General features: G+C 60.7%; 23 protein-coding genes. 8 read left to right on the top strand and 15 right to left on the bottom strand.

The annotated features are described in order from the left end of the window. Position 1: 1 nt before the first annotated feature. From NKI88_RS00835 to nanR, 7 genes are all read right to left on the bottom strand, one after another. Positions 2 to 850 (bottom strand): carbohydrate ABC transporter permease, encoded by an 849-nt coding sequence (locus NKI88_RS00835; RefSeq protein ID WP_023827582.1) that lies wholly within the window; start codon positions 848 to 850, stop codon positions 2 to 4. Further along, the gene (locus tag NKI88_RS00830) at positions 850 to 1,791 is read right to left on the bottom strand and encodes a carbohydrate ABC transporter permease (RefSeq protein WP_023669455.1); all 942 of its coding nucleotides are present in this window, start codon (positions 1,789 to 1,791) and stop codon (positions 850 to 852) included. Before NKI88_RS00830 ends, NKI88_RS00835 begins: the two co-directional genes overlap by 1 nt. 84 nt (positions 1,792 to 1,875) lie before the next feature. Next, positions 1,876 to 3,531 (bottom strand): extracellular solute-binding protein, encoded by a 1,656-nt coding sequence (locus NKI88_RS00825; RefSeq protein WP_023734092.1) that lies wholly within the window; start codon positions 3,529 to 3,531, stop codon positions 1,876 to 1,878. A gap of 120 nt (positions 3,532 to 3,651) precedes the next feature. Then, positions 3,652 to 4,704 carry an NAD(P)-dependent oxidoreductase gene (locus NKI88_RS00820; RefSeq protein ID WP_023734093.1) on the bottom strand — a complete coding sequence of 351 codons (1,053 nt, stop codon included), beginning with the start codon at positions 4,702 to 4,704 and terminating at the stop codon, positions 3,652 to 3,654. Positions 4,705 to 4,718: 14 nt separating this feature from the next. Then, positions 4,719 to 5,495 carry an HpcH/HpaI aldolase family protein gene (locus NKI88_RS00815; protein ID WP_084023759.1) on the bottom strand — a complete coding sequence of 259 codons (777 nt, stop codon included), beginning with the start codon at positions 5,493 to 5,495 and terminating at the stop codon, positions 4,719 to 4,721. A 47-nt stretch (positions 5,496 to 5,542) separates the two neighbouring features. Then, entirely contained in the window at positions 5,543 to 5,848 is a 306-nt protein-coding gene (locus tag NKI88_RS00810) for a putative quinol monooxygenase (protein WP_023734095.1), read from the bottom strand. Next, on the bottom strand, positions 5,848 to 6,555 hold the full coding sequence (nanR, locus tag NKI88_RS00805; RefSeq protein WP_023734096.1) for a transcriptional regulator NanR: 708 nt from the start codon (positions 6,553 to 6,555) through the stop codon (positions 5,848 to 5,850). Before nanR ends, NKI88_RS00810 begins: the two co-directional genes overlap by 1 nt. Positions 6,556 to 7,657: 1,102 nt before the next feature. On the opposite strand from nanR, the gene NKI88_RS00800 reads away from it, so the two are divergent. The 7 genes from NKI88_RS00800 to NKI88_RS00770 all read left to right on the top strand — a co-directional run bounded on the left by NKI88_RS00800 (position 7,658) and on the right by NKI88_RS00770 (position 16,058). Beyond that, the gene (locus NKI88_RS00800; protein ID WP_023689447.1) at positions 7,658 to 9,295 is read left to right on the top strand and encodes a methyl-accepting chemotaxis protein; all 1,638 of its coding nucleotides are present in this window, start codon (positions 7,658 to 7,660) and stop codon (positions 9,293 to 9,295) included. Positions 9,296 to 9,318: 23 nt separating this feature from the next. Next, complete coding sequence (locus tag NKI88_RS00795; protein WP_023700505.1) at positions 9,319 to 9,786, top strand: chemotaxis protein CheW; 468 nt, start codon at positions 9,319 to 9,321, stop codon at positions 9,784 to 9,786. After that, positions 9,783 to 11,024: a CheR family methyltransferase gene (locus NKI88_RS00790; RefSeq protein ID WP_352653525.1), complete on the top strand. Its 1,242-nt coding sequence runs from the start codon at positions 9,783 to 9,785 to the stop codon at positions 11,022 to 11,024. The genes NKI88_RS00795 and NKI88_RS00790 overlap by 4 nt, the downstream gene beginning before the upstream one ends. Continuing rightward, positions 11,024 to 11,728, top strand: a complete 705-nt coding sequence (locus NKI88_RS00785) for a chemotaxis protein CheW (protein ID WP_081726787.1) — start codon at positions 11,024 to 11,026, stop codon at positions 11,726 to 11,728. Before NKI88_RS00790 ends, NKI88_RS00785 begins: the two co-directional genes overlap by 1 nt. Then, complete coding sequence (locus tag NKI88_RS00780; protein WP_352653524.1) at positions 11,725 to 13,998, top strand: hybrid sensor histidine kinase/response regulator; 2,274 nt, start codon at positions 11,725 to 11,727, stop codon at positions 13,996 to 13,998. Before NKI88_RS00785 ends, NKI88_RS00780 begins: the two co-directional genes overlap by 4 nt. A gap of 22 nt (positions 13,999 to 14,020) precedes the next feature. Continuing rightward, positions 14,021 to 15,040, top strand: a complete 1,020-nt coding sequence (locus NKI88_RS00775; protein ID WP_352653523.1) for a chemotaxis response regulator protein-glutamate methylesterase — start codon at positions 14,021 to 14,023, stop codon at positions 15,038 to 15,040. A 64-nt stretch (positions 15,041 to 15,104) separates the two neighbouring features. Next, a complete protein-coding gene (locus NKI88_RS00770; RefSeq protein WP_023669440.1) occupies positions 15,105 to 16,058 on the top strand; it encodes a response regulator in 954 nt (317 codons plus the stop codon). Positions 16,059 to 16,071: 13 nt separating this feature from the next. Here NKI88_RS00770 and NKI88_RS00765 read toward each other — a convergent pair whose 3' ends face one another. From NKI88_RS00765 to NKI88_RS00745, 5 genes are all read right to left on the bottom strand, one after another. Then, entirely contained in the window at positions 16,072 to 16,761 is a 690-nt protein-coding gene (locus tag NKI88_RS00765; protein WP_023682289.1) for an RraA family protein, read from the bottom strand. Continuing rightward, complete coding sequence (locus NKI88_RS00760; protein WP_352653522.1) at positions 16,754 to 17,926, bottom strand: alpha-hydroxy acid oxidase; 1,173 nt, start codon at positions 17,924 to 17,926, stop codon at positions 16,754 to 16,756. Before NKI88_RS00760 ends, NKI88_RS00765 begins: the two co-directional genes overlap by 8 nt. Positions 17,927 to 17,994: 68 nt before the next feature. Next, positions 17,995 to 18,900, bottom strand: coding sequence for an SMP-30/gluconolactonase/LRE family protein (locus NKI88_RS00755; RefSeq protein ID WP_023713489.1), 906 nt, complete (start codon positions 18,898 to 18,900; stop codon positions 17,995 to 17,997). A 657-nt stretch (positions 18,901 to 19,557) separates the two neighbouring features. Next, positions 19,558 to 19,962 carry an MAPEG family protein gene (locus NKI88_RS00750; protein ID WP_023682292.1) on the bottom strand — a complete coding sequence of 135 codons (405 nt, stop codon included), beginning with the start codon at positions 19,960 to 19,962 and terminating at the stop codon, positions 19,558 to 19,560. 194 nt (positions 19,963 to 20,156) lie between these two features. Next, positions 20,157 to 21,089 (bottom strand): LysR family transcriptional regulator, encoded by a 933-nt coding sequence (locus NKI88_RS00745; RefSeq protein ID WP_023742812.1) that lies wholly within the window; start codon positions 21,087 to 21,089, stop codon positions 20,157 to 20,159. Positions 21,090 to 21,181: 92 nt separating this feature from the next. Here NKI88_RS00745 and NKI88_RS00740 point away from each other — a divergent pair, with 92 nt between their 5' ends. Next, positions 21,182 to 22,195, top strand: coding sequence for an NADP-dependent oxidoreductase (locus NKI88_RS00740; protein ID WP_352653521.1), 1,014 nt, complete (start codon positions 21,182 to 21,184; stop codon positions 22,193 to 22,195). 61 nt (positions 22,196 to 22,256) lie between these two features. Here NKI88_RS00740 and NKI88_RS00735 read toward each other — a convergent pair whose 3' ends face one another. The 3 genes from NKI88_RS00735 to NKI88_RS00725 all read right to left on the bottom strand — a co-directional run bounded on the left by NKI88_RS00735 (position 22,257) and on the right by NKI88_RS00725 (position 24,731). Then, on the bottom strand, positions 22,257 to 22,892 hold the full coding sequence (locus NKI88_RS00735) for an SGNH/GDSL hydrolase family protein (protein WP_352653520.1): 636 nt from the start codon (positions 22,890 to 22,892) through the stop codon (positions 22,257 to 22,259). 130 nt (positions 22,893 to 23,022) lie between these two features. Beyond that, positions 23,023 to 23,706 carry an alpha/beta fold hydrolase gene (locus NKI88_RS00730; RefSeq protein WP_352653638.1) on the bottom strand — a complete coding sequence of 228 codons (684 nt, stop codon included), beginning with the start codon at positions 23,704 to 23,706 and terminating at the stop codon, positions 23,023 to 23,025. A 398-nt stretch (positions 23,707 to 24,104) separates the two neighbouring features. After that, positions 24,105 to 24,731: an MraY family glycosyltransferase gene (locus NKI88_RS00725; RefSeq protein ID WP_352653519.1), complete on the bottom strand. Its 627-nt coding sequence runs from the start codon at positions 24,729 to 24,731 to the stop codon at positions 24,105 to 24,107. Between the last annotated feature and the right edge of the window lie 103 nt (positions 24,732 to 24,834).

The following is a 24,834-nucleotide window of genomic DNA, read 5'->3' as shown; positions in this document are numbered from 1 at the left end:
CCTAACCGCGAACGGCGCCGAGCGTCAGCCCGCGCACCAGATGACGTTGAGCAAGGACCCCAAGGGCGATCGATGGCACAAGGGAGACGATGGCAAGGGCCGCGGCTTCGCCATATTGCGCGCCCTGGAAGCCGATGAAGGCGCGGAAGACCGTTGGCAGCGTAAAGGCAGTTCGGCTGGTCAAGATCAGAGCGAAGAAGAACTCCGTCCAGCATGCAATGAAGGCGAAGACAGCCGCCGCGACGATGCCCGGTGCTGCCAGCGGCACGGCAACGCGCCAGAACGCCTCCCATCTCGTGCAGCCATCGACGAGGGCCGCCTCCTCCATCGACTTCGGCATGCCGCGGAAATAGGCGAACATCATCCACACCGAGACCGGCAGCGTGAAGACCGTATAGGCGATGATCAGGCCGACATGAGTGTCGTAGAGCCCGACCTGGCGATAGATCAGGAACACCGGCAGCACGATCCCGATCGGCGGCAAAAAGCGCTGCGACAGCACCCAGAAAGACAGATGCTTGCCGCCGGTGTCGTAGCGCGCCAGGCTATAGGCCATCAGCGTGCCGAGCAGCGCCGAAAGCACCGTGGCCGAAAGCGAAATAATCAGGCTGTTGATGAGCCCGTCGAGACCACGATAGGCGAACAGCGCAGCTTTGTAGTGGACAAGCGTCGGAGCGGCGGGGAACCAGACAGGCGGTACGGTGAGGTAGTCGTCGCTCGGCTTGATGGAGGTGTTGAACATCCAGTAGAGCGGCCACAGCACGAACACCAGGAAGAACCCCAGCAGCAGAATTCGGCCGATCGGCAACGACCGGCGTTTCCTGCGGCGGGCGGGCGCGACGGCGGCCATCAGACCGGTTCCACCTTCAAGAGCCGACGCACCAGCAACGTCACGATGAGCGCCGTAAAGATCAGGAACAGCCAACTTCCTGCTGTTGCCTGCGACAGATGAAACTGCGTGAAGCCTATGGTATAAAGATAATAGGAGGCCGTGTAGGTTTGTGTTCCTGGGCCACCCCCTGTCATGATGAAAATGGTATCGAACATACGGATTGCGTCGAGCAGACGGAAGGTCAGCGCCAGCAGCATCATCGACCCGAGATGCGGGAGCGTGATCGCCCAAAAAACCTGCCAGGCGTTGACGCCGTCGAGTTCTGCCGCCTCATAGAGATTGGGTGGGATTGCGGTCAGCCCGGCGAGCAGGATGACGAACATGAACGGCGTCCACTGCCAGACATCGGCGATGATCAGCGAGACGTAGAGCCACGGGCGCTCCGTCATCCAGCCGATCGTAACCTCCTGCCCCAATAGTTGCGTCAGGACATAGTTGGTCGGTCCAAAAGGCCGCTGTAAGAGCAGCGTCCAGGCTTGGCCGACGATGACCGGGCTGATGAACAGCGGCACGATCAGGATCGACATGATCACACCGCGGCCCGGAAAGCTGCGCACCATTGTCAGCGCCACCAGGAGGCCGAGAACGAATTCTATAGCGACGCTGATGCCCGACAGCGATGCTGTCAGCAACAGCGACCAACGTGCTACGGGATCGAACACGACCCGCTCGAAGTTTTTCAATCCGACAAAGGCGTGGCCCGGCACCTGGAAGTCGTAGTTGATGAAGGATACCACCAGCGAGAACAGAAGCGGATAGATCGACAGTGCCAATATCAGCAGCACAGCGGGGGCGACCAGCAGCCACTTGAAATGACGGTCTGCCCATTGGGCAAAGGCAGACAGCCGGGGCGGTGCGCCGGCGGCCTTCAAATGACGGATCGTGGCGGTGGGCTGCATAGGCGTATCCTATCGCCGCTTAGCGGGGAGGTGTTGCGAGCCAAGCGCCCGCAACACCAATTGCTCCAGAGAGTCCGCCTCCCTTCAGAGGGTGACCGCCATGCCAAGTTTTTCCACCGTGTTGTCGGCGGTGGCGCCAGGCAGTTTCAAGAACTCGGTGTAGAAGCCCTTCTGCGAATCCACACCCAGTCGGTCGGTCGTCTCGTTCCACTCGGCGGCCGCCGTTTCAAGCGACGCCTTCGGATCCGCACCAGCCCACACCGCCGTGCACATGCGATCGATGCTCAAGAAGTAGTCCTGCGCGCCTGGCATGATCGGGTCGAGCAGACCGACGTTTGCCGAGTTGTTGAGGTTGGCAAGGTACTCCTTGGCACTCGGGAAGAGCGCGCCGTAGAGCTCGGACTTGAAGTGCGAGATGCGGTACGGGTCGCGTAACGCGTAGGGCAGCATGCAACGTGCCAGCGAGACGGGTGGCGAGCATACCCACTGCATGAACAGATACGCCGCCTCAGGGTTGGGCGAGTCGGCCGACAGTGCCTTGTTGTAGCCGGTGGCATGTTCCGGATTTCCCGGAACCACGGCATAGCCGACCTTGCCGGCGATCTGGGACTGCGGAATGAAGTTGATTGCCGTGGCCGACTGCGAATAGTTCGCCGCCATACGGCCGCTAGGAGGCCAGGAATAGATCATCGCGACTTTGCCGGTCAGGAAAGCCGCCCACAAGGAGACGGCGTCGAGCTCGTTGTTGCCGGGGATCGAGGCCTTGTTTGCGGCGAGCATGTTTGTCAGCGTCTTGATGCCGGCATCCGAAACCAAACCTGCCTTCATGTCGTCGCCGAAGAGTTTTCCGCCGTTGGCCCGGTACTGCTGCAGAAAGTCGAACTGATTGCCGGGGCTGCCCGCCTTGCGGAAATGTCCCGCGCCATAGACCTTTGGCGCCATCTGGTCGGTGATGAACTGGGCGATCTGGGCATATTCTTCCCATGTCTTGGGCGGTCCAAGCTTGGCGTTGAACTTCGCCTGGTAAGCCTCCACCATTTTAGGATCCTCGAAAATGTCCTTGCGGTAGTAGAGAGCGAACATGTCGCCGTCGTCGAAGAACCCCCAGATCTTGCCCTTGTAGGTCGGCAGCGCCTTGTACAGGGGATGATAGTCCTCGAGGTCTGCCGGGTTCATGTATTTGGCGATGTAGTCGTCTAGAGGGGCGATGACGCCGCCATCGGCAAGCGACGGCGTCCAGGCCGGCGAGATGTCGAGGACGTCATAGGCACCTGAGCCGGCGATGTGCTCGGCGACCGCCTTGGAGTACTGGTCCGGGTTCGACAGCTCGACGACATTCGACTTCATCCCGGTAAGCTGCTCCCACATCGGCCCACTGAAATTGCGCGGGTCGAGTGCCTGCAGGCCAGCCTCGTAGGTCATGTTGAGGGTGACGCCCGAATGCGCCTTGGCCGCCTCCGCCGCGCGAAAGGCGGAACCGTCCGCAGGCCCTTCCTTCGATGCTTTCAGGGCTGCGGCCTGCGCCTGGCCGAGCGGCGACGTGGCGTCCGCCAATTCCAATGTTTGCTGCGCCAGCGCCCAATCGGTCATTGTCCCCAGCAGCGGGCCGGACACGGCCAACATACCGGTCATCTGACCGAAGCGGGTGATGAAAGTTCGGCGGGTGGTTTCGCCGCGCATGAAGGCGTCGACCTCTGCTTCGAGGCCTGCCTGAAAGTCACGTTTTTCACGATCGTTCATAGTGCTTGGTCCTCCCATTTTCCTTTTGCTTCACTCGTCCGCCGGCGCAGCGGTCAAGCATTTCCTCCCGTAAGGTCGCCGCAAAGAGGCCGCGGCGGCGCGCCGAAAATCAGTGTCCTCCTAGGTTCCAAAGCGGGCGGCGAGCCCAGACAGCCTGGTCTTCCACAGCTCGCTCGAAAGCACCTCGCGATTGACCACGCCGCGCGGCTCGCGACCACGCTGCACCTCCATTACCGCTTTGACGTCCGCGGCACCGTTGCCGGCAAAGCACTGGTCGGTCCAGCAAAGCGCGTGCGGCGCCAGGATGACATTGTCGAATTTGAGGATCGCATCGTCTGCCTCGGGAGGCTCTTGTTCCAGCACGTCGAGACCGGCGCCGGCGATGCGGCGCTCCTGCAGCGCTTGCGTCAGCGCTTTCTGGTCGACGATCGGGCCGCGCGCGGTGTTGATCAGGTAAGCTGTCGGCTTCATCAGGGCGATCCGCTCAGCATTGACGATGTGGTGGGTCTGGGGCGACAGGGGGCAACTCACCGACAGCACGTCGGCGCGGCGAAACAGATCCTCCAGCCCGACCAGCTCGACGCCCAGGTCGGCAGCGACCCCCTTGTCGGCAAACGGGTCATGGGCAATGAATTGCATGTCAAAGGGCTTCGCCAAGCGGAAGACCTCGGCACCGATGTTGCCGATGCCCAGCGACCCAAGCGTACGCCCGACGAGGCCGACCCCCATATGTTCGGAGCGCTTCTCAAAACCAACAGACCCTTTGCGGGTGAGCGCGTCCTTTGTCAGCAGCTTGCCGGTCAGCGCCAGCATGAAGGTGATGACGGATACGGCGACGGGCCGTCGCACGCCATCGGGCGTGATGACCAAGGCAATACCGGCTGCGGTGCATGCCTCAACGTCGACAGTGTCGTAGCCGACCCCGAAGCGGGCAACGACGGCCAGGCGGCCGCTCCTGGGGACACTCGTGGCATCGAAACGATGGGCGAGGAGGATCAGCGCATCGAAATTCTCAAGTTGGTCGCCGCGAAGCGGACTGTTTGACTCCAGGAACACCATCTCGACACCTGTCGCATTGCGCAGCGGCTCCAGATCGAAATCTGGGTAGGTCGGCGAGCCGTCCGGCCTGCGGAAATCACCGGAAAGCGCCACCCTGAATTTCACGCTGTCCATCGTCTCCTCCGTTCCTATTGGCACCCGGCCCGGATCTTGGAAACCGCGTCGGCGATCGCGTCGTGCAGGACCCAAACGTCGCCTGAATAACAAATGAAATCGAAGCCCTGTGCGTAGAACTCGTGTCCCTGGGCGACGTTGGGCACCAAGCGTCCAAGCGATTTGTTGTGCTTCTTGGCGGCGGCAACGATTTTGGCCATTGCAGCAGTGAAAGTGGGGTGGGCGAAGTCGCCAGGAATGCCGAGCGAGACGGACAGATCGAAATGTCCGACCCACAGACAATCGACCCCGTCCAGTCCCGCGATGCCGTCAATGTTCTTGACGCCGTCGGCGGTCTCGATCAGGCAGATGAACGTCGAGCGCTTGTTGGCGGCCTCGAATTTGTCAGCGACCGAGCCCGGACGGTAACGGTCATGAGCGATCTGCAGCGCCACGCCGCGGGCGCCGGCAGGGTGGTATTTCATGGAGTTGATGATGTGCTGCGCCTGTTCCACGCTGCTCACCATCGGCGCGATCAGGCCTTCGGCGCCCATGTCCATGGCGCGGGCGAGGAAATGGTAGTCCTGCGACGGCACACGCACCATGACCGGCAGATCGGCCGCCTCGAAATAACGGATCGCACTCTTCAGCGTTTCCAAGCTAAATCCCGAATGCTCCATGTCGAAAAAGACGAAATCGCAGCCTGCGGACTTCAGGATGTGACCGATTCCCGGCGTGGCGAACTCGGCGACGAGCGTACCGAGCTTGACCCGCTTGTGAGAAGCTAACGCCCTGAGACTTGGCTCCGACATGCACTTCCTCCCGTTCGCCCCAATGGGCCAATCCGCCTATGTTCGCTTCAATGCGTGGCTTCAAGAACGAGGTCGCAGGTCGTCACCAACTTGGTCACGACGAGCGGCGCGCTCTGCGTATTGAATTCGTCGAAATGAGCGGTGCGGCAGTGGTCCTCGAATGCGGCCTCGCTATCGTAAATCTCATAGAGCAGGACCCGATCCGGTTCGCCGCGCGCCTCCGTCACGTCAAAGCGGCGACAGCCGGCCTCGGTGCGCATCGAGGCGGTCGCATTGGCGTCGACAAGTTCTCGGAATTTGTCCCGGGCACCAGGCCTCAGGCGGAAATCGACCCAGACGACAAATCCGGTCATCACTTGGGCCTCGCAAGTTGCAGATACCGCTTGGCCACATATTCGAGATGGCTGCGCATGGCCGCCTCTGACGCGTCTGGATCGCGCGCGGCGACGGCCTCGAAGATTTCGCGATGAGCCTGGTAAGCCTTGCGGTCTTCACCCTTGGCCAATGTGGTGCGACGCTGTTCGAGCAACCATTCAGCCAACGCCGCGTGAATAGCTGTAAAGATCCGATTGCGGGTGATTACCGCCAGCACGTAATGGAAGTCTACGTCCGTGCGCTCGAAGCGCGCCAGGTCGCCGATTGATTGACGGTTGAGTTCGAGCGCCTCCTTGAGGCTCTCAATGTCTTCCGGGGTAGCATGCACGGCGGCGTTGCGGGCAAGACCGACCTCGAAAAACAAGCGCGCGCTCTGGAAGTCGTGAACCCCTCCCGGCGCCGAAATCATGTGCCGAGCCGGCCCTGAAAGGGCGTCAATCACGAATTGAGGAGTGGGTCGAGTGACGCGGGCACGCTCCCCCGATTTTACCTCGACAAGGCCCATTTTGCTCAGATGCAGCAGCGCCTCACGGATGGAAGGCCGCCCTACCCCGAACTGCCGCATGAGTTCCCGTTCAGATGGGAGACGGTCGGCTTCGGCCAACTCTCCCTCTCGGATCATCCGTTCGAGGTGCGCTGCCACCTCGTCCGAAAGCTTCCGCTGCTTGATCAGAACTCCGATCATGTGGCATACCTGTTATACCAATCAGGTACGTTATGATCCCGTAGCACCCTTGTCAACGATGTCTAAGCATCCGGTGGCCGGGCCCTTAAAGCGACTCCGTCGTTGTCGAGGCGTCCTTTGCGACGCCTTCAATGTCTTCACGAAGATTTCAGTAACTTGAGGGAGAGCGAGCACAATCTGCTCGGTGTTCCGATCGGGAACGTCTTCGAACCCTGGGTCGGTGGTCAGTTTGAACCTGCGGTGTGGACCCCAGGAGTGCCACCGGGCCGTGTGCTGGCCGAGACCTACCCAACCGCCTGCTTATGAGCTGGGACATGAGCCCTCGATGGCAAGTAGACCTCGACCTGAGCAAGATCAGCGAATGGAAGCGGGTTCACAGCCGAGGCGGAAAACGCGAACTCTCGCTGCTGGACCCCTTTGGCAATACGCCTGCTCCATCTCGTAATCTTTTTCCCCGCCGCAATGTCGCAAAGGAAGGGATTGTCGGGTTAGTCCCCTCTACGCTCCAGAGCGCTCGTCACGTTGTGCTCATCCTTGTGCGGTTGGCGGCCGCCGCTTGAGGATGCGCATTTGAAACTGTCTCAAGATCATTTTAGTCCTGAGGGGCCTCAGGCGGGGGCGCTTGCCATTTAGTTATCGTCACCTGCGCATGTCGAACCCGTACTCGGCGCCAATCTACGCGCTGGCCAGTTTGCGACATGTGGTTTCGGCGATCCGCTTTCAGTGCGACGATCATGCTGGACGGCTGATATGAGGCGCGTTCCCGCCTGGCAGCTTAGGGGCAGCAAGCAGGACGTCGGCTTTCTTGCCTCGACCTGGCCTAAGCAGTCATTCAATCCGTGGCCTCAAGCAGCTCGTCCACGCTCCTCCTGACGCGGCGTGCCATCCAGCCGATCTCGGGCTGATGTGCGTGGACGGCAGTCGTCCTTTGACCACCGCTTCTGGCGGCGCCGATTGGCGAGCCGCCTCGCCATCATTAGCTATGGAACGGAAAAGAAACCATTCAGCATCAGACTACCGCTTTTCGACGCACCTTTTCGAATATGTCGGAACGAGCGCTTGTCGCGCAGCCCACGATGCCCCCCATTGGTGAACCGGTTCCATGAAGAGTCTGACAATACGCCACCGCATCCTCGTCAGTTTCGCAGCCGTTCTGGTGGTCATGTCCGTGATAGCCCTCATCGCGTACGCCTGGTTTCTTCAGGCGGGGGAGGAGGCGACTGAGGTCGAGAAGGGCATCCTTCCGGACCTTTATCACAGTACCGAGATCATGACGGGCCAGATGGCGGCCCATAGTCTGCTTCAGGAATATGCCCTTCAGGACAACCCGTCAGACAGAAGCACGGTTGAAAACGCGATCACGACCAATCGCAACCAGGTGCAGCGGTCGATGGACGACTATGAGGCAACGATCGTCTCCGATATCGACAAGCAGAATTATGCAGCCGTCAAACAACTCGCCAACCAATTCCGTCTGGCTGAAACTGCTGTGCTGGAAACAAGCCGGGCTGCCTTGTCGAAAGGTGAAACTCCCAATGAAAGCCCAGCTATCAAGAACGAAGTAGAGCCGATCTTTGTAAAATTGCAGTCCGCTCTGCAGGCCATGGTTGAGGATCACAGAGGCGAGGCAAACAGCGCGACGCAGCGGATCAGCTCGATCGTCAGAACGGCCGAAGTCGGTTTGAGCGTTGGTTTGTTGATAGCCCTCGGGCTAGCCCTTCTTTTGGGTTACCAGCTGTTTCGCGCCATTACAGGTCCGCTCACCCGTTTGGTCGACGCGGTTCAATTGATGCGGCAAGGCGACTTCAGCGAACGGCTCGATCTGAGGCGCCGAGACGAATTCAGCGTGCTTGCCGACGGCTTCAACGCAATGGCGGACGATCTCACAACCCTCATTGGTCAGGTTCAAAGGTCCAGCATACAGGTCGGCACGTCGATAACTGAGATCGCCGCCACCTCCAAGCAACAGCAGGCAACTGCGACTGAAATCGCAGCGACCACAACAGAAATCCGAGCGACAGCCAAGGAAATCTCCGCCACATCAAACGAACTGGTCCGCACGATGAACGAGGTCTCCACAGTTGCCGAACAAACCGCTGCCGTGGCTGGCGGGGGGCAAGCGGGGCTGACCCGTATGGAAGAAACCATGCAGCAGGTCATGGAAGCGGCTGGCGCGATCAATTCCAAACTGGCGATCCTGAGCGAGAAAGCCGGCAGCATCAATCAGGTGGTGACGACCATCACCAAAGTGGCCGATCAGACGAACCTGTTGTCGCTCAACGCTTCCATCGAGGCGGAGAAGGCAGGCCAATATGGCCGGGGTTTTGCAGTGGTGGCGACGGAAATCCGAAGGCTCGCGGACCAGACAGCTGTCTCCACCTACGATATCGAGCAAATGGTCAAGGACATCCAGTCGGCAGTCGCGGCCGGGGTGATGGGCATGGACAAGTTTTCCGAGCAGGTCCGTCGGGGTATGCAGGACATCCAGCAGGTCGGCGGGCAACTCTTCGAGATCATTCAGCAGGTTCAGGGGCTGGTGCCACGTTTCGAAGTCGCCAATGAAGGCATGCAAGCACAGGCGACCGGCGCGGGGCAGATCAGCGACACGCTAACCCAGCTAAGCGAGGCAGCTCAGCAAACAGTCGAGTCCCTTCAGCAATCGACGCTCGCGATCGACGAGCTCAATCAAGTCTCAGGCGGCATGCGAAGTAGCATATCGAGGTTCAAGCTACGAGCATAGCGAGCCGGCAGTAGGAGGTGACAATGCTATTCCTCGCCTTCAGCATGGGTCCGGATCGCTACTTGATCGATGTCCACAAAATTGAAGAGGTGCTGCCCTATATCGACGTGAAAGTTCTTCCGGGTGCGCCAACTGGTGTGGTGGGTTTGGTCAGCTATAACGGAATACCCATCCCCCTGATCGATGTCACCCTTCTTGCGCTTGGCCGACCATCGGAGCGCCTGTTGAGCACCCGGATCGTTGTGACGCGCTATCCGGCGGATGATGGCGAGCGACGCCTGCTGGGGCTGATCGCGGAACGGGTGACGGATACGATCGAGCGAGACCCGGCCGATTTCGCGCCGTTCGGACTGGAACCAGGAACCCCGCCCTATCTTGGGCCGGTGGCTTCCGATGGTTTGGAGATCATTCAGTGGGTCAAAGTGGAAGCGCTGCTTTCGGAAGAGATTCGTACCGCTTTGCTCCGCCAGGCGGCAATAGGTGATCAATGACCGGAGCAATAGAAAAGCTCCTGACGGAAACCATTGGACTGGACAGTGCCAGCGTTGGTCCGACAGTGGTTCGTCAGGCGGTCAGAGAACGGATGGAAGCATGCCGGATAACCAACCCTCAGGCCTATAGGCAACACTTGGCCGGTTCCTCGCAGGAGCTGCAGGAGCTGATCAATGCGGTGGTGATCCCAGAGACCTGGTTCTTTCGCGACCGAGAAGCGTTCACGATGCTGGCGCGGCATGCGCGCGCGCACAAGCCTGCTCAGTCGATAAGAATCCTGAGCCTGCCATGTTCAACCGGCGAAGAGGCTTACTCGGTCGCCATGGCCATGTTCGATGCCGGCTTTGAGGCGCATGAGTTCAAGATCGATGGCGTGGACGTCAGCAGCCGCAATATCGCGACGGCTGAACACGCCATCTATGGCCGCAATTCGTTTCGCGGCAGCCATTTAGAATTCAAGGATCGCTATTTCGAAGCGGCCGAGGGCGGGTTGCGGCCTGTTGCTGGGGTGCTGAAACAGGTTCGGTTCATGGTAGGAAACTTGTTCGGTTCTCACGCGCCTTTCGGGCAAGAGGTCTATGACATCCTGCTTTGCCGCAATTTGCTGATCTATTTCAATCGAGAGCTGCAGGATCGCGCATTGATCTGCCTGAAGGACCTGCTGGCCAAAGACGGACTTCTTCTGGTCGGTCCGGCGGAAGCAGCTCTTCCAAGGGTGCATGGCTTTCTTTCCGCTGAATGGCCATTGGCCTTCGCCTTTCTGAAATCGGAGCCCGTCAAGACCACGGCGCCGAAGGTTTCGGCCGCCGTCCCGGTGCGGACGCCAAGCCCTAAGGTCAACAAGAGCGAGCCTCTTCGTCCGTTCCGACCGACAATTGGCAATGAAGGCCGCGGGCAGGCTCCGGCCAAGCCGCTTGCACGCGCCTCGGAAAGCCTCATCGCGGTTGAACGGATCGCCAATGCAGGACGCGTAAAGGAGGCACAGGAGGTCGCCCTGGCGCATCTCAAGGAGTTCGGTCCTTCCGCAGAAATCTTCTACCTGCTGGGCCTCGTCCAGGATGCGGATGGTTCTGCACCCGAAGCCGCGCAAAGTTATCGCAAGGCGCTCTATCTCGCGCCAAATCATCGAGAAGCTCTTGTCCATCTGGCCTTGCTGCTTAGCAAGCAAGGCGACCATAACGGCGCCGAGGCGCTGGCCGGCCGGCTGGGTCGGGTCCAGAAAAGGAGCGGCAGTTGATGGCGGCTTCGACAAGGATCGCTCAGCCGGTGGAGCAGATCGAAATCAACGACTGCTGGCGGCAAATAGGCGTACGGGGTGACAAGTCATGTCCGCTACTAGAGCAGCATCTCCACTGCCGCAATTGCCCGACCTACAAGAAGATCGCACGACGCCTCCTCGACCGTGCAGCTCCCTCGGCATCTCGCGACGAATGGCCTGACAACGCTGGTCGTGCAGGGATCGATTCGGCAGACAGCGACGCGCTGCAGACGGCCGTTCTCTTCCGTTTGGGGGAGGAATGGCTGGCACTTCCAGTCGGTATTTTTCATGAAGTGGCTGAATCTCGTCGCGTTCATTCACTTCCACATCGCAGGAACAGTGCACTGCTCGGCATTGCGAATGTCCGTGGTGAATTGCTCATTTGCCTTTCCCTGGCCGAATTGCTCGGGATAGACGAGCGCAAGGAAGGGGAACAAGGCACACGAACCAAGGTATTTCGCCGCCTTGTCGTGGTAGGCGAGCGCGACAAGCGGGTTGCTTTTATGGTTGATGAGATCCACGGCTTACATCGGTACCAGGAACGCGACACTCTCGCTGTTCCGGCCATGATTGGGAAGGCACTGTCTGCCGCTACGGTTGCCGTGCTGCCATGGCAAGGACGAGCCGTTGGCTGTCTCGATCCACGACAACTGCTCACGATGCTGGATCGGAGCATCGCATGACAGATGAAGACTTCAGCCAGGTTTCGATGCTCAGCCTCTTCCAGGCCGAACTGGAGACGCAGTCACGGGCTCTGACCTCTGGACTTCTGGCACTCGAACGCGATCCTATCGCCGCCGACGCCCTGGAAGCATGCATGCGTGCCGCGCATTCCCTGAAAGGAGCTGCCCGCATCATCGACCTGATGCCCGCAGTCAAAGTTGCAAATGCGATGGAAGACTGCCTGGTCGCAGCGCAACGCGGGCATCTGAGGGTGCGACGGGAGCATATAGACGCGCTTCTGCAAGGTTCTGACCTTTTGAAATTGATCGCATCGGGATCATCGAGCGAAAGCGCCAACTCAGAAGCCGAAACCTTTCTCGCGAAGTTCGAGGGGTTGTCCCTCCCCCAGGCAAAGCCCGGGCCCCAAGATTCTGCAGCTGATTTCGCAACTCCAGATCATGCCCAGGAGCAACTGGCGACGACCTCTTCAGCGAACCTCCTCGTTGGGGCGGTGCCGCAAGCCCACGGCAGCATCAGCTCTGATAGAATGGTTCGGGTGACGGCAGACAGCCTGAACCGATTGCTCGGGCTGGCTGGCGAGTCGCTGATGGAAGCTCGGCGGCTCAGGCCATTCGCTGACGGGCTGCTACGGCTGAAGCGACTTCAATCGGACCTCGCAAGTGCATTCGACAATCTTCATGCAGTGCTGCCGCCGGTTTCAAACGATGCGGCGGTGGTGGAGGCGCTGGCTGAAGCGCAGCGAAAGCTTCGGTTGAGCCAAGCGTTCCTGGCGGAGCGTTTCGATGAGTTGGATTCAGTGGATCGGAAAGCGACCGATCTTGCCAACAGATTGTACGACGAAACGTTGGCGAGCCGGATGCGGCCTTTTGAGGACGGCGTGCGACACTATGCGAGAATGATCCGCGACCTCGGTCGTACCCTTGGCAAGCGGGTGCGACTGGAGATCGTAGGCGGCTCGACCGGCATCGACCGCGATATCCTCGAGCAGCTCGATGCCCCTTTGGGGCACCTTCTGCGCAACGCTGTAGACCATGGGCTTGAACCGCCTGAGGAGCGCCTCGCGATGGGCAAACCCGAAGAGGGGCTCATCAGGCTCGAAGCGAGGCACAATGCCGGGCTGCTGCAGATAGCCGTGGTGGACGACGGCAGGGGGATAGAGCTCTCGAAGCTGCGCGAGACCGTCGTCGCCCGGCAACTTGCAACCAGGGAAAGTGCTGAAACACTCAGCGAAAGCGAATTGCTCGCATTTCTGTTTCTGCCAGGCTTTTCCATGAAAGCGGGCCTTACCGACGTCTCAGGTCGCGGTGTGGGGCTCGATGCAGTGCAAGCCATGACGAAGGAAGTCCGGGGAGTCGCAAGCGTCTCCTCAGAATTTGGCCACGGAACCCGATTTCAACTGCAATTGCCGCTGACATTGTCGGTCCTGCGCACGCTGCTCGTCGATGTCGATGGAGAGCCCTATGCTTTTCCACTCGCTGCCATTTCCAAGACTTTGAAACTGCAGCGGACGGAGATCAACGTCCTGCAGGGCCGGCCGCATTTTCGATTGAACGATCGACAGATCGGGCTGGTCACCGCTCGCGAGGTGCTCGATCGAGGTGAGCCCGGATCGGAACCGAACGAACTATCGGTCGTCGTCGTGGATGCGGGTCGGGGCGATGCGTACGGCCTGATCGTTGACCGTTTTCTCGGGGAACGCGAGTTAGTGATCAGACCTCTCGATCCACGGTTTGCCAAGATCAAGGACATCAGCGCAGCGGCCCTGATGGAAGACGGTTCGCCTGTTCTGATCTTCGACGTCGACGATCTGATCCGATCGGTGGAAAAGCTTGCATCGTCCAGCGGATTTCGAGCTCTTCGGCGCGCCGCGGGCGGTCCCGAAGCGAGCAGGCGCAAGCGCGTGCTCGTGATTGACGATTCACTGACGGTTCGCGAACTCCAGCGCAAGATGCTCGGCAATTACGGTTATGAGGTCGAAGTGGCGGTAGACGGCATGGACGGGTGGAATGCCGTCCGGTCTGGTCCTTTCGATCTCGTCGTCACCGACATCGACATGCCTCGCATGGATGGCATCGAGCTGGTGAGTTTGATCAGAAAGGACGCTGATCTCAAGAACACACCCATTATGATCGTTTCATACAAGGATCGGGAAGAAGATCGCGCGCGCGGGCTCGACGCAGGTGCGGACTATTATCTGACCAAGAGTAGTTTTCAGGACGAGGCGCTGATCCATGCCGTCGTGGACATGATTGGCGAGGCGGCTGAATGAGATCGAGATTGGAAGCCAGCGAATGAGAATCGGCGTAGTTAACGACATGCCGATGGCGGTTGAACTTCTGCGTCGACTGGTTCTGTTGACCGGCGAACATCAGGTCGCGTGGATCGCGACTAATGGGCGTGAGGCGGTCGAGGTCTGCAGACGTGATCTGCCGGATCTGATACTCATGGATCTAGCGATGCCAGAGATGGACGGCGTGGAAGCGACCCGCAGAATCATGGCGGAAACCCCGTGCTCAATCTTGCTGGTGACCGCCAGTATCGAAGCCAACCTCACCGGCGTCTACGAAGCAATGGGTCATGGCGCGCTTGACGCAGTCGATATTCCGTCAGTGGGCATCGAAGGCAACGCGTCCTCGCAATCCGCCCGGCTTTTGACGAACAAGATCCGAACGATAGGCAAGTTGATCGGCGATGCGCCTACCCAGGCAAAAAGGCGGATGTCACGTGCGGCTGAGCCGTCAACTCGACACGTGATAGCAATCGGCGCCTCTGCGGGCGGGCCGGCTGCCGTTGCCGCAGTCCTGAGCGCGTTTCCCGTTGATTTTCGCGGCGCGATTGTGCTCGTCCAGCATCTCGATGCTCAGTTCGTTCCAGGCCTTGTTGATTGGCTAGGGCAGCATACGCGTCTCCCGATCCGTCCGGCGGGGGAAAGGGATAGTCCACAAGCGGGCACCGTTCTCGTTGCCAGTTCTGCGGATCATCTGGTTTTCAAGTCAGCTCAGCAACTTGGCTATACGCCCAGCCCCAAGGACAATGTTTATCGGCCGTCGGTAGATGTGTTCTTCGAAAGTGCGGCGCAATGGTGGCCTGGCTCGGTGATTGGTGTTCTGCTCACAGGCATGGGCAGGGATGGTGCGCGCGGGCTGAGACAGCTCCGTGACAAGGGACATCTCACAATCGCGCAGGATAGAGCAACCAGTGCCGTCTATGGCATGCCGAAGGCCGCCGCCGACATCGGCGCGGCTGTTGATATTCTTCCTTTGGGTGCGATCGGCTCACGTATAATCGAAGCCTGCGAGCGCTCCACGTGAAAGGCCCCTTCCGATGACGCAAGAACCAGAGTTGGTCCCGCCACTCGCAGATAACTATTCATCCATGGTTCTGCTCATCGATGATCAGATCATGGTTTGCGAGGCGGTCAGGCGCGCCCTAGCCAACGAGCCCGATATTTCCTTACACTTCTGCACCGACCCGTTGAGAGCGATGACGGTCGCGGATGAGGTAAAGCCAACCGTCATCCTGCAGGATCTCGTCATGCCCGGGGTGGATGGGCTACATCTGGTGCGAGAATACAGGAAGCATGCGTCGACACGCGCGGTTCCAGTCATTGTGCTGTCGAGCAAGGAAGATCCAGCCACCAAGGGCGAAGCCTTCGCTGCGGGCGCGAACGACTATCTCGTCAAACTGCCGGATCGTATCGAGTTGATTGCACGCATTCGATATCACACGCGGGCCTATCTGGATCACGTCCAGCGAGACTCGGCACACCGAGCGCTGAGGGAAAGCCAGCGACAGCTGATCAGTGCAAATCTAGAGCTTGAACGTCTGACGCGGATCGATGGCCTGACAGGTCTCGGTAACAGGCGCTATTTTGACGAATATCTGGCGGCTGAATGGAAACGTGCTTTTCGCGCACAGTCCCCACTGTCGCTGTTGATGATCGATGCCGATAACTTCAAACGATACAACGATACCTATGGCCATATGGCCGGCGACGATGTGCTGAAGCAAATCGCCCGCGTAATCCAGAGCGGTTCCGGCCGCTCCACCGATCTCGCTGCGCGGTACGGAGGCGAAGAGTTCGTCATCGTGCTGGTCGACACCATACTGGAACAATCCAGTGCGATCGCCGAGCGGCTCGTCCAGAGCGTGCGAGAGTTGAACATACCCCACGGCCCGGATCGCGTGACCATCAGCGTCGGCGTCGCAACAGCGGTGCCCACCGAGAACGAGACGCCAAACGATTTCGTCAATGCCGCCGATTTGGCTCTGTTTCGTGCCAAATCGGAAGGACGAAATCGTGTTGCGCTTCACATGTCCCGCAGCTAGAGAAGCTCACATCTCAGTCAACGAAGCGCGCCCTGTTCGATTTGAGGACGACCTTGGCGAAGTCGGGCATCTCGAGACCTTGCCGCACCAGGCCATCAAGAGTTTTCTCAGCCGCCCTGATGGCGGAGAGCCGGGCCAGCACAGTCTCAGCCTCCAGGCGAGGCACCACGGCGACACCGTCGCGGTCGCCGACCAGTATGTCTCCCGGCGAGATAGTCACTCCTCCCAGCACCACCGGGAATCCGACCGTGCCTGGACCATTTCGCGCAGGCGAATTCGCAATGACCCCGGCACAGTAAACCGGCAACCCGACCGCCTCGATCCCGACAACGTCGCGCACCAGGCCGTCAGTGATGAAGCCGGCGACCCCCTTGTTGCGCGCCATGCCGAGCACGAGATCGCCAGTTACCGCGGTACCGGCAAAGCTGTCGGTGGCCGCGACGATGACATCGCCACTTGCTGCCGCATCCAGTGCTCCAAACAGGGCGAGGTTGTCGGCGGGACCGCAGTGACAGGTCACGGCGACGCCGACCATCGTCGCAGTAGCTGGCGACAGTGGCTTGATCGCATAATGCAAGGCGCCGCGTCCCCCCATCGCGTCTACGACCTGGCTAACCGGCACGCCCGCAAAAGCACTGATGATTTCTGCTGCGGGCCGTTCGAAACGCCGCTTGATGGTGAGCAGTGGTGGGTCTTCAATCATGTAGCGGCCCCATTCCCTGAACGAACGAAATACAGTCCGGCCCGAGGTCGCGCAGGCTCCGCGCGCCCATCAGTCCCATGACGCGGTCGATTTCCTTGCGGTAGAGTTCGAGCACGTGGCGTACCCCCTCCTCGCCGGCGACCGCGAGCCCCCACAACTGCGGCCGCCCGATCAGACAGCACGAGGCGCCGAGCGCCAGGGCCTTGACGACGTCAGAGCCTCGCCTGATGCCGCCGTCGATAAGCACTGGTACGCGGCCGGCGACAGCCGCGACAACTGCCGTCAACGCGTCCAGGGATGCGGCGGCGCCGTCAAGCTGACGTCCCCCATGATTGGATACGATGATGCCGTCGATTCCTCGGGCTACAGCCTCGGCGGCTTCGCTGGGATGCAGGACGCCTTTCAGCAACAACGGTCCGGACCAGACAGTGCGCAGCCAGTCGACATCGGCCCAGGAGAGTCCGGGATCGAGCATTGCGGCCATCCGGCCCGCCAATGCACCGACCGTCGCCGTATCTCCGGGGCGCGCGTAGTTGCCGAAGGTCAGTTTCGGGAGTCGGGTGCGCATACGAAGAAGCCACGCCGCCTTGGTGGCGGTCGCGAGGGTTCCGGCCACACCGAAGCGCGGCGGGATGGCAAAACCGTTGCGGATGTCGCGTTCACGGTTGCCAAGCATCTGGTTATCAATGGTGAGCACCAGCGCGTCGTAGCTTGAGGCACGCGCCCGATCCACCATTTCTCGGGTGAAGCCGCGATCGGTATAGACGAACACCTGCATCCACCGTGGGCTACTTCCGGTGGCTGCTATGTCCTCCAGCGTGCAGACCGATCCGTGGCTGGCGCAGTAGAATGTCCCTGCGGCCGCTGCGGCTCGGGCGGCTGCGCGCTCGCCGTCGGGCCAGAACAGCCCAGCCAGGCCGGTTGGCGCGATGCCCAGCGGGATGGCAAGTTTCGCGCCGAAGAGGTCAAGGGAAAGGTCTCGCGTCGTTGCACCGTTGAGTGGTCGCGGCAGAATGGCAACCTCGTTGAAAGCTTGCTCGTTCCGGCGCAGCGTTCGCTCATCCTCGGCACCGCCATCGGCGAAGTCGAACACCGGGCGTGGCAAAGTCCGCCGCGCGGCGATGCGGACCGCGGCCACGCTGTACAGGCGCTTCAACGCCGCCATCGAAGCAGACGATGCCGCACCGCCGGCGCCGGGGTCATCGCCTGTGTTTGAGGCGGACGAGGAGCTACTCACGGTTGCTTTCCGCCGATGCGACCATGATGCGTCGGTCCACCGCCTCCCGGAACACGCACGCAGGAGAGTGTTCCCTCAAAGGAGGGATCGCTGCCGGTCGCCAGCACGCCGGCATTTGTCACCCAAAGCATCTCGCCCGAGAAGACGCAGTTGGTCGTTGCCTTGCCGCAGACGAAGAAACCTTCCGCTGTGCCGTTGGGCTTCAGAACGTGAATGCCGTTGGCGGCAATATCCGTGACATAAAGGCGGCCATCGGCTCCGACCTTCAGCCCGTCCGGAATCGGATTGGGCCCAGGCAAGCGGCCCAGGTCTTCGACGCAACCATCCGGACGCTGCCGCTTGACGCGCCCCGTATAGGACTCCCCCCAAATGATCGAGCCGTCGGCTTCGATCGCCACACCATTGGGGAAGGTCGGCTTGTCGAAGCCGAGAGCAAGGTACGCACTGCCGTCGGGGTTGACGGCAAAGATGTAGCTTGGGTCCGGATTCCCCGGGTTGTATGTGCCGGGATCGCTGAAGATGAGCCGGCCGTCAGCAGCAAATACAAGATCGTTTGGCCCATTGAGCCGAATGCCCGCGACTTCGCTCAGCAGGATTTCCGGCTTTCCGCCTTCGGCAACCCGCTGGATCGATGGCGTCGTCATGTCCGCGGCCCGCCAAGGTCCGGTCGTGCCGCCGTTCTGGCAGACATAGAGCAGGTCATCCGATCCGAGAACGCAGGCGTTGGGCGCTCCGGCAACATACGCGAACTGGCGAGCACTTCCGTCGCGATCTATGGCCGTCAGCTGGCTGCGATAGCTTTCGACGATGACAATTCGGCCATCGGGCAGCACCGTCGGGCCCTCGGGCCAGCCAAGGCCGGTCGCGACAACCTCGACGGCCAGCTTTTCAACCTCGTTCATCGTGCGACCCCCAGAACGGCAGACTATCAAGATTTGTCGGGTATAATCCAGCCTGACGATCTGGCGGTCACCGGACCCGGCGACTCGAAAGATAGCCAGGCTGACGTGCGCGTTGCTGGGCCCCCCCTAGGCCGGCCCCCCACCCCGGCGCCGGTGAACCCCGACGGGCGGAGGCCTATGGCTACAGCGCGAGCCGATCCGTGTCTACACAGCTCGGTAGCACTGGCTTGCTCCTCCAGGTTGGATGGCAGGATTAGGTGCTGCTGAGGCCAGCGTGCAAGGAACAAGTGCAGGTGGAGAAGGTTGAATCTCAGTTCCTCTCCCTCTAACACTCACAAAGTCCAACAATTCTCTGCTCCGCTGCCAGGCGCTCTTGAGCCCGAGCGTTTGCAGGGCGTGCGTGTGGCCAAAAGCTGGGGAGCGCCGCAGCGCCCAGGCGTGCAAATTGCTCTCTGAACGCCGATCCTTCTCCGAAGCTGGGGAGTAGCCCCAAAATCCAACAGCAATATCATGCCTCAACGGCGGTTTTGCCACTGCCAGTTTTGCGGTTCGCTCGCCTGTCAAAAGGGACAGTCTTTCGGGTCACGATCCGGAGTGGGTTTGCCAAGGCTCCCGGAATCGAGGTGGCCCACTTTTGCGTCGGGGCTCCGCCACTCTTCAGATCAACAGCAACCAGCACCAATACGCACCAATCACCATTTGCACAGCGAACGCGGTGAACCTGAGACTGACCGCGAGTTGGCTGGTTGAGACGAGGTGGATCACCGACTGCACTATACGTGCGCCTAACATCGTGGAGGCCAAGGGATCCGTGACATCTGTCTTTGAAATGATGATCGCGACTCCGAGCAGACCTCCGAAGATTGGAAGCCCTTCAATGCAGTTGGCGTGGGCACGGGCTAACCTCCGCATAAACGGGGAGAGGGCTCCGTTATCTGGCGTAAAGCCGTTTGCCGGGACTTGCCCAGAGATCACCAGGTAGCTCCGGATAACTTCCATCACGATCAGCAGGGCCAGCGCCCACGAGATGAAGCCAGTCAATGCGTAAGCACTCGCCGACATGTGCCCTCCCCGTTGCTAGCAATCTAGGTCGTTGTAGCCGATCAACTAGTCTAATGCTATTCGACGTGGAGGGGCGGCCTGTAGTGGGGCCGAAACGGAATAGCAGCTTTTGGACGTTGTGCCCGGAATAGCTGCCGTTCAGCCAATCAGCAGGATTGACCGCTTTCGCCCTTTAGCGACCCTTCCGCGCCAGATCAGTCGATGCTTGAAGCTGCCATTCGCAGAGTGAAAGCGGCGTCGAGCATGGTCAGAAAGGCGCGCACGGCGGGGTTGGCGCGTCGGCTTGCCGGCCAGAGCACGGTGACATTGTTTCGCTCGACCGCGAACGTGGACAGCACTGGGACCAGTTCGCCGCGCTTCACATAGGGAGCCGCCATGAAGGAGGCGCCTATGCCTATCCCACCGCCGGCTGCCAGCATGATGAGCACGGCATCGCTGGCATCGGCGACCACACCGGAATTGGGCACGATCTCGATTTCACGGTCGCCAATCCGGAAGGGCCAGCGAAAGGCCTGGCCTGTGCTCTGATATCGAAGGTTGACGGTGTCGTGCCCCTCCAGGTGATCGGGATGGGTCGGTGTGCCGCGTTCCTCGAGATAGGCTGGCGAGGCGAAGCAGCAAAGCCGATGGGGTGCGATCTTGCGTGATAGTAGCCGGGTGTCAGCCAGATCACCGATGCGTATGGCGACGTCGATCCCTTCCTCGATCATGTCCACCATCTGGTCACCCAGCCTGAGATCGACGATCAGGTTCGGATGGAGCCGACGGAAAGCCGGTAAAGCCGGAGCGATCAGATGCAGTCCGATCGGCAGCGACGCGGCCACGCGCAACGTGCCCGATGGTTCGGAGCGCGCGGTCATTGCCGCCTGCTCTATTTCCTCCGCCTCGCGTAGCAGACGCAGCGCGCGCTCATGCAGGTCGCGCCCTTCGGGCGTGAAGGTGAGCGAGCGCGTTGTACGGGTAAACAGCGACACTCCTAAATGCCGCTCGAGCCGCTGGACGCTCTTGCTGACCGCCGACGGGGAAATCGACAGCGCGCGCGCCGCTGCCGTGTAGCTGCCCAGCGATCCCGCACGCGCGAAGGCGATGATGCCAGTGAGCCGATCCAAAGTGATATGTTCCGCCATGGCATTACTTAACCGCCATCGGCACCGATTATCAACCGGCGGTCATGCCGCTAGATTCGCTCCAATGACATGGATGAGCGGAGATTTCACCAATGAGCGATAAGATGAAGGCAGTCCGTCTGCACGCATTCGGTGGTCCCGAGATGCTGGTGTACGAAGACGCGCCTAGGCCGGGTGTGAAGCCCGGCGAGGTGCTTGTCCGAGCCCAGGCGGCCGGGCTTAATCCGCCCGACTGGTATCTGCGGGATGGCTATCGCGCACTGCCGCCAGAATGGCGACCCAACGCGTCCTTCCCACTGATTCTCGGCACGGACGTGTCGGGCGTCATTGAAGCGGTTGGCGCTGACGTCGCTGAGTTCAGCATCGGTGACGAGGTCTACGCAATGGTTCGCTTCCCCGATAACTTGATGACGGGTAGCAATGCCTACGCGCATTATGTCAGTGTGCCGGCATCGCATGTTGCGTTGAAACCAGCCGGCATCGACCATATTCATGCGGCTGGTGCGCCGATGTCGCTTCTGACGGCATGGCAGTTCTTGATCGAACTTGGCCACGACGAGCCGAATCCGTTCCAGCCCTTACCGCATGAGCCGGTGCCCCTCGACGGCAAGACGGTGCTCATCAATGGTGCCGGAGGCGGTGTCGGGCATCTGGCCGTCCAGTTGGCGAAATGGCGGGGCGCGCGCGTCATCGCGGTGGCATCGGCCAAGAACGAGGCGCTGATGCGCGATCTCGGCGTGGATCAATTCATCGACTACAAGACAACCGCGGCGGAAGATGTCGTCCGAGACGTCGACCTTGTCCTCGACGCGGTGGGCGGCGCGGACATGGAGCGCTTCTTCCATGTTCTGAAGCCGGGCGGCGCGCTGTTCCTGGTCAACCCACTGGGCTTCGCTGGTCATGAAGAGACAGAGAGGCTGGGGATCACGGTCTCATCCACACAGGTTCGATCCAATGGCGCGCAGTTGGCAAAAGCCGCCCGCCTGCTCGACGACGGCCTTGTGCGTGTCGTCATCGACAGCACATTCCCGCTGGCCGAGGCATCGCGCGCACATGAGCGTGCCGCCGACGGCAGTATTCAAGGCAAGATCGTGCTGGCCGTCTGAATTGTTGCTTTCAGTCCGACCGACCATCGGGAGTGCAGACGATCGGGCGGGATTACGCCGTTTAGCCGACGAAGACCACCAACCGACGTCCGGCTGAATCGTGCTCGACTACAAGTGCCGCGATGGCTGCCGCGATCTTCGCGCCGCCTTGCACTGACGGTTCGATAGGATTGGCGAAGTCCGCGTCCTCATTCGATACCAAGCGCAGGTCGACGAGCGGCAAACCGCGCGAGAACGCCGCCCGGGTGATGACGTCATTGAGGACCGTCAGGGCAGTTGCGGCAAGTCTACGACGCTGTGGGTCGGGAAAGCGCGCCTCGTAGATCGTGCAGACAGCGGTGGGTAGGTTTTGGCCCAGCGCCCCCTCGAGCATCGTACAGTAGTCGTGCTCGAATTCCTCCCGGATATCGCTGATCCTGTCCAGAACCTCGGCCACCGAACAGGCCCCCTGCTCCAGAATCCCTGCATGACGAAGAGCATCATTGCCACCGACGCTGACGACAAGATGGCTAGCATCCTGGGGGAGCCGTTCAAGCTGCCGCTCGACGCCGCTTGTGACGGCGCCGTCGACGGCGTTTAGCGTTGCACGCCACCCCTCCGGCAACCGCTCCCGCAGCTGCCGCACTACGTCGGGCCCGTGCGCGACATAGGCAGCGTTGTCAAAGATCGAATCCCCGAGAAGGACGACGTGTGGCATCGGATGCTCCGTTGAGGCCTCTGCCAATGCTGCATCAGCAGAGGAGGTAAGGTGGTGGGTTGTGACCGCGGCAGCGAGCACGGTCAGGAGATCACGGCGAGTCAGGCCACCTGCAGAACGGAGCGGCATCTCAGCCGTCCAGGAACGCCAGAAGCGCGGCATTCACCGCGCTGGCCTCTTCGCGCTGTACCCAATGCGTCGCCTTCTCGAACGTCTGCAGGCCCCGATCGTTGCAAAGGGCCAGACTGCGCTCGGCCAGGCCATATTCCAGAGCTTGGTCCTGCATCCCCCACAGTACAAGGGTCGGCGTCGTGATCCGCTCCTTCAGGCTTGGGCGGAAGCGCAGCGCCCGATACCAGTTGAGCATGCCTGTCAGCGCCCCCGGCCGTTCCCAGGCCTGCCGATACTCTGCGATTTCCTCCGCCGTGAAGGCATCTGTTCGGCTGGATTTGATGAGCGCCCGTGCCAGCAGAGCCGAGCGCCCCGCCCCCAGAAAAGCCTCCGGCAGCAAGGGGAACTGGAAGAAGGCCGCATAGCTGCTCCGCAGGAACTGGGTCGGAGATCGCAAGGAATGGGCAAGCAGCACCTCGGGATGGGGCGCGTTCAGGATGACGAGCCTTTCCAGGCGGTGCGGCAGCTTTGCGCCTGCCGCCCAGGCGACGATACCGCCCCAGTCATGACCGAGGAGGTGAAACCTTCCGATGCCGAGCGCGTCGGCGATGGCAACGACATCGCCGACGAGCTTGGGGAGCGTGTATTCACGGATGGCTTTCGGCTTGTCACTGGTGTTGTAGCCCCTCTGGTCGGGAACGATGACCCGGAACCGGCGGTAGCGAGCGCATCGATCTGCCGTCTCCAGCCGATCCAGAAGTCGGGAAAGCCGTGCAGGAGCATGACCGGCCTGCCTTCAGCAGGCCCAACCTGGACGACGTGAAGCCCAATGCTCCCGGTGTTGACAAACCGATGTTCAGGCGCGTGTGAGACCATCGCAACGCGGTTGTCGCCAAAGCGATCCAGCGCACATATTTTTAAATCAACGCGCGCTACCCCGACAAGATAAAGCTCTGCCGTTGCATCTTCCGCCAGATGGGTCATAGCAACCCAAGAACAAGTTGGGGCCGCGAGCGGACTGTCAGCTTTTAGGCTGAAGTCACGGCAAGCCGACACGCCGCTGGCGTGTGTCCGAAGCTTCGACCCAACGCATTCAAGTGCCTATGTGTTTGCCCAGACCGAGAACATAAGCCCGATCGTCAGTGCCGTCGCTGCATATAGGGCGGGCAAAACCCGGCGGTTCACGCCCAGGCGGAGCAAGGTGTGACCAAGATGATCTGTGCCGCCGATCCAAGGTTTTCGCCCCTGCAGCAAGCGGCGACTGATTACGAAGACGGCGTCAATCAGCGGCACGGCAATCCACGCCAGGGAAGCGTCAAACCCTCTTTGCGACGCGAGTAGCACGATTGCCGCTCCGAGGAGAAGGCTGCCGCTATCGCCCATGAAAACGCGTGCCGGCGGATAGTTGAACAATAGAAATCCCAGGCATGCTCCGACGCCCGCCATACCGAGAGCGCCGCCCAGCCCGAGGAAGGCGGCCGCGATTGCGCTCGCTGCAAGACCATCGGCATGGTCAAGCATATTGACGGCGTTGCAAGCGATCCAAATGATGATCGGAACCCACCACAGATGCGTAATGATACCGGCCAAAACAGCTGCGGCGGCCAACGCTGCTGCCTTGGCACCGGCAGAAAGAGATCGGAGGTCATCGAGCGCCCCGATCAAACAGAAGGCTGATAGCAGGAGAGTATGTTCAACGGGGAGCCATGGTGACATCGCGATCAGCATGGCGGGCCCCGCGAGCCGGGGAACCTCGCCTGATGTGTGCCATCGATCTTTCGTGACCTTGGAGACGGCTCCGATACGCCGCGCAAGACGCGCAAACAGCCAG

The sequence above is a fragment of the Mesorhizobium sp. M0317 genome (assembly GCF_040321555.1).
Classification (GTDB): domain Bacteria; phylum Pseudomonadota; class Alphaproteobacteria; order Rhizobiales; family Rhizobiaceae; genus Mesorhizobium.
This window is presented reverse-complemented; position numbering and strand designations above follow the sequence as displayed.

Coding starts and splice junctions, on each gene's coding strand:
- NKI88_RS00780 (WP_352653524.1), top strand. CDS start 11,725: ATGACAGATGAAGACTTCAGCCAGGTTTCGATGCTCAGCCTCTTCCAG.
- NKI88_RS00790 (WP_352653525.1), top strand. CDS start 9,783: ATGACCGGAGCAATAGAAAAGCTCCTGACGGAAACCATTGGACTGGAC.
- NKI88_RS00740 (WP_352653521.1), top strand. CDS start 21,182: ATGAGCGATAAGATGAAGGCAGTCCGTCTGCACGCATTCGGTGGTCCC.
- NKI88_RS00725 (WP_352653519.1), bottom strand. CDS start 24,731: ATGCTGATCGCGATGTCACCATGGCTCCCCGTTGAACATACTCTCCTG.
- NKI88_RS00765 (WP_023682289.1), bottom strand. CDS start 16,761: ATGATTGAAGACCCACCACTGCTCACCATCAAGCGGCGTTTCGAACGG.
- NKI88_RS00750 (WP_023682292.1), bottom strand. CDS start 19,962: ATGTCGGCGAGTGCTTACGCATTGACTGGCTTCATCTCGTGGGCGCTG.
- NKI88_RS00735 (WP_352653520.1), bottom strand. CDS start 22,892: ATGCCACACGTCGTCCTTCTCGGGGATTCGATCTTTGACAACGCTGCC.
- NKI88_RS00810 (WP_023734095.1), bottom strand. CDS start 5,848: ATGACCGGATTTGTCGTCTGGGTCGATTTCCGCCTGAGGCCTGGTGCC.
- NKI88_RS00825 (WP_023734092.1), bottom strand. CDS start 3,531: ATGAACGATCGTGAAAAACGTGACTTTCAGGCAGGCCTCGAAGCAGAG.
- NKI88_RS00775 (WP_352653523.1), top strand. CDS start 14,021: ATGAGAATCGGCGTAGTTAACGACATGCCGATGGCGGTTGAACTTCTG.
- NKI88_RS00830 (WP_023669455.1), bottom strand. CDS start 1,791: ATGCAGCCCACCGCCACGATCCGTCATTTGAAGGCCGCCGGCGCACCG.
- NKI88_RS00755 (WP_023713489.1), bottom strand. CDS start 18,900: ATGAACGAGGTTGAAAAGCTGGCCGTCGAGGTTGTCGCGACCGGCCTT.
- NKI88_RS00800 (WP_023689447.1), top strand. CDS start 7,658: ATGAAGAGTCTGACAATACGCCACCGCATCCTCGTCAGTTTCGCAGCC.
- NKI88_RS00815 (WP_084023759.1), bottom strand. CDS start 5,495: ATGTCGGAGCCAAGTCTCAGGGCGTTAGCTTCTCACAAGCGGGTCAAG.
- NKI88_RS00835 (WP_023827582.1), bottom strand. CDS start 850: ATGGCCGCCGTCGCGCCCGCCCGCCGCAGGAAACGCCGGTCGTTGCCG.
- NKI88_RS00745 (WP_023742812.1), bottom strand. CDS start 21,089: ATGGCGGAACATATCACTTTGGATCGGCTCACTGGCATCATCGCCTTC.
- NKI88_RS00820 (WP_023734093.1), bottom strand. CDS start 4,704: ATGGACAGCGTGAAATTCAGGGTGGCGCTTTCCGGTGATTTCCGCAGG.
- NKI88_RS00760 (WP_352653522.1), bottom strand. CDS start 17,926: ATGGCGGCGTTGAAGCGCCTGTACAGCGTGGCCGCGGTCCGCATCGCC.
- NKI88_RS00770 (WP_023669440.1), top strand. CDS start 15,105: ATGGTTCTGCTCATCGATGATCAGATCATGGTTTGCGAGGCGGTCAGG.
- NKI88_RS00795 (WP_023700505.1), top strand. CDS start 9,319: ATGCTATTCCTCGCCTTCAGCATGGGTCCGGATCGCTACTTGATCGAT.
- nanR (WP_023734096.1), bottom strand. CDS start 6,555: ATGATCGGAGTTCTGATCAAGCAGCGGAAGCTTTCGGACGAGGTGGCA.
- NKI88_RS00785 (WP_081726787.1), top strand. CDS start 11,024: ATGGCGGCTTCGACAAGGATCGCTCAGCCGGTGGAGCAGATCGAAATC.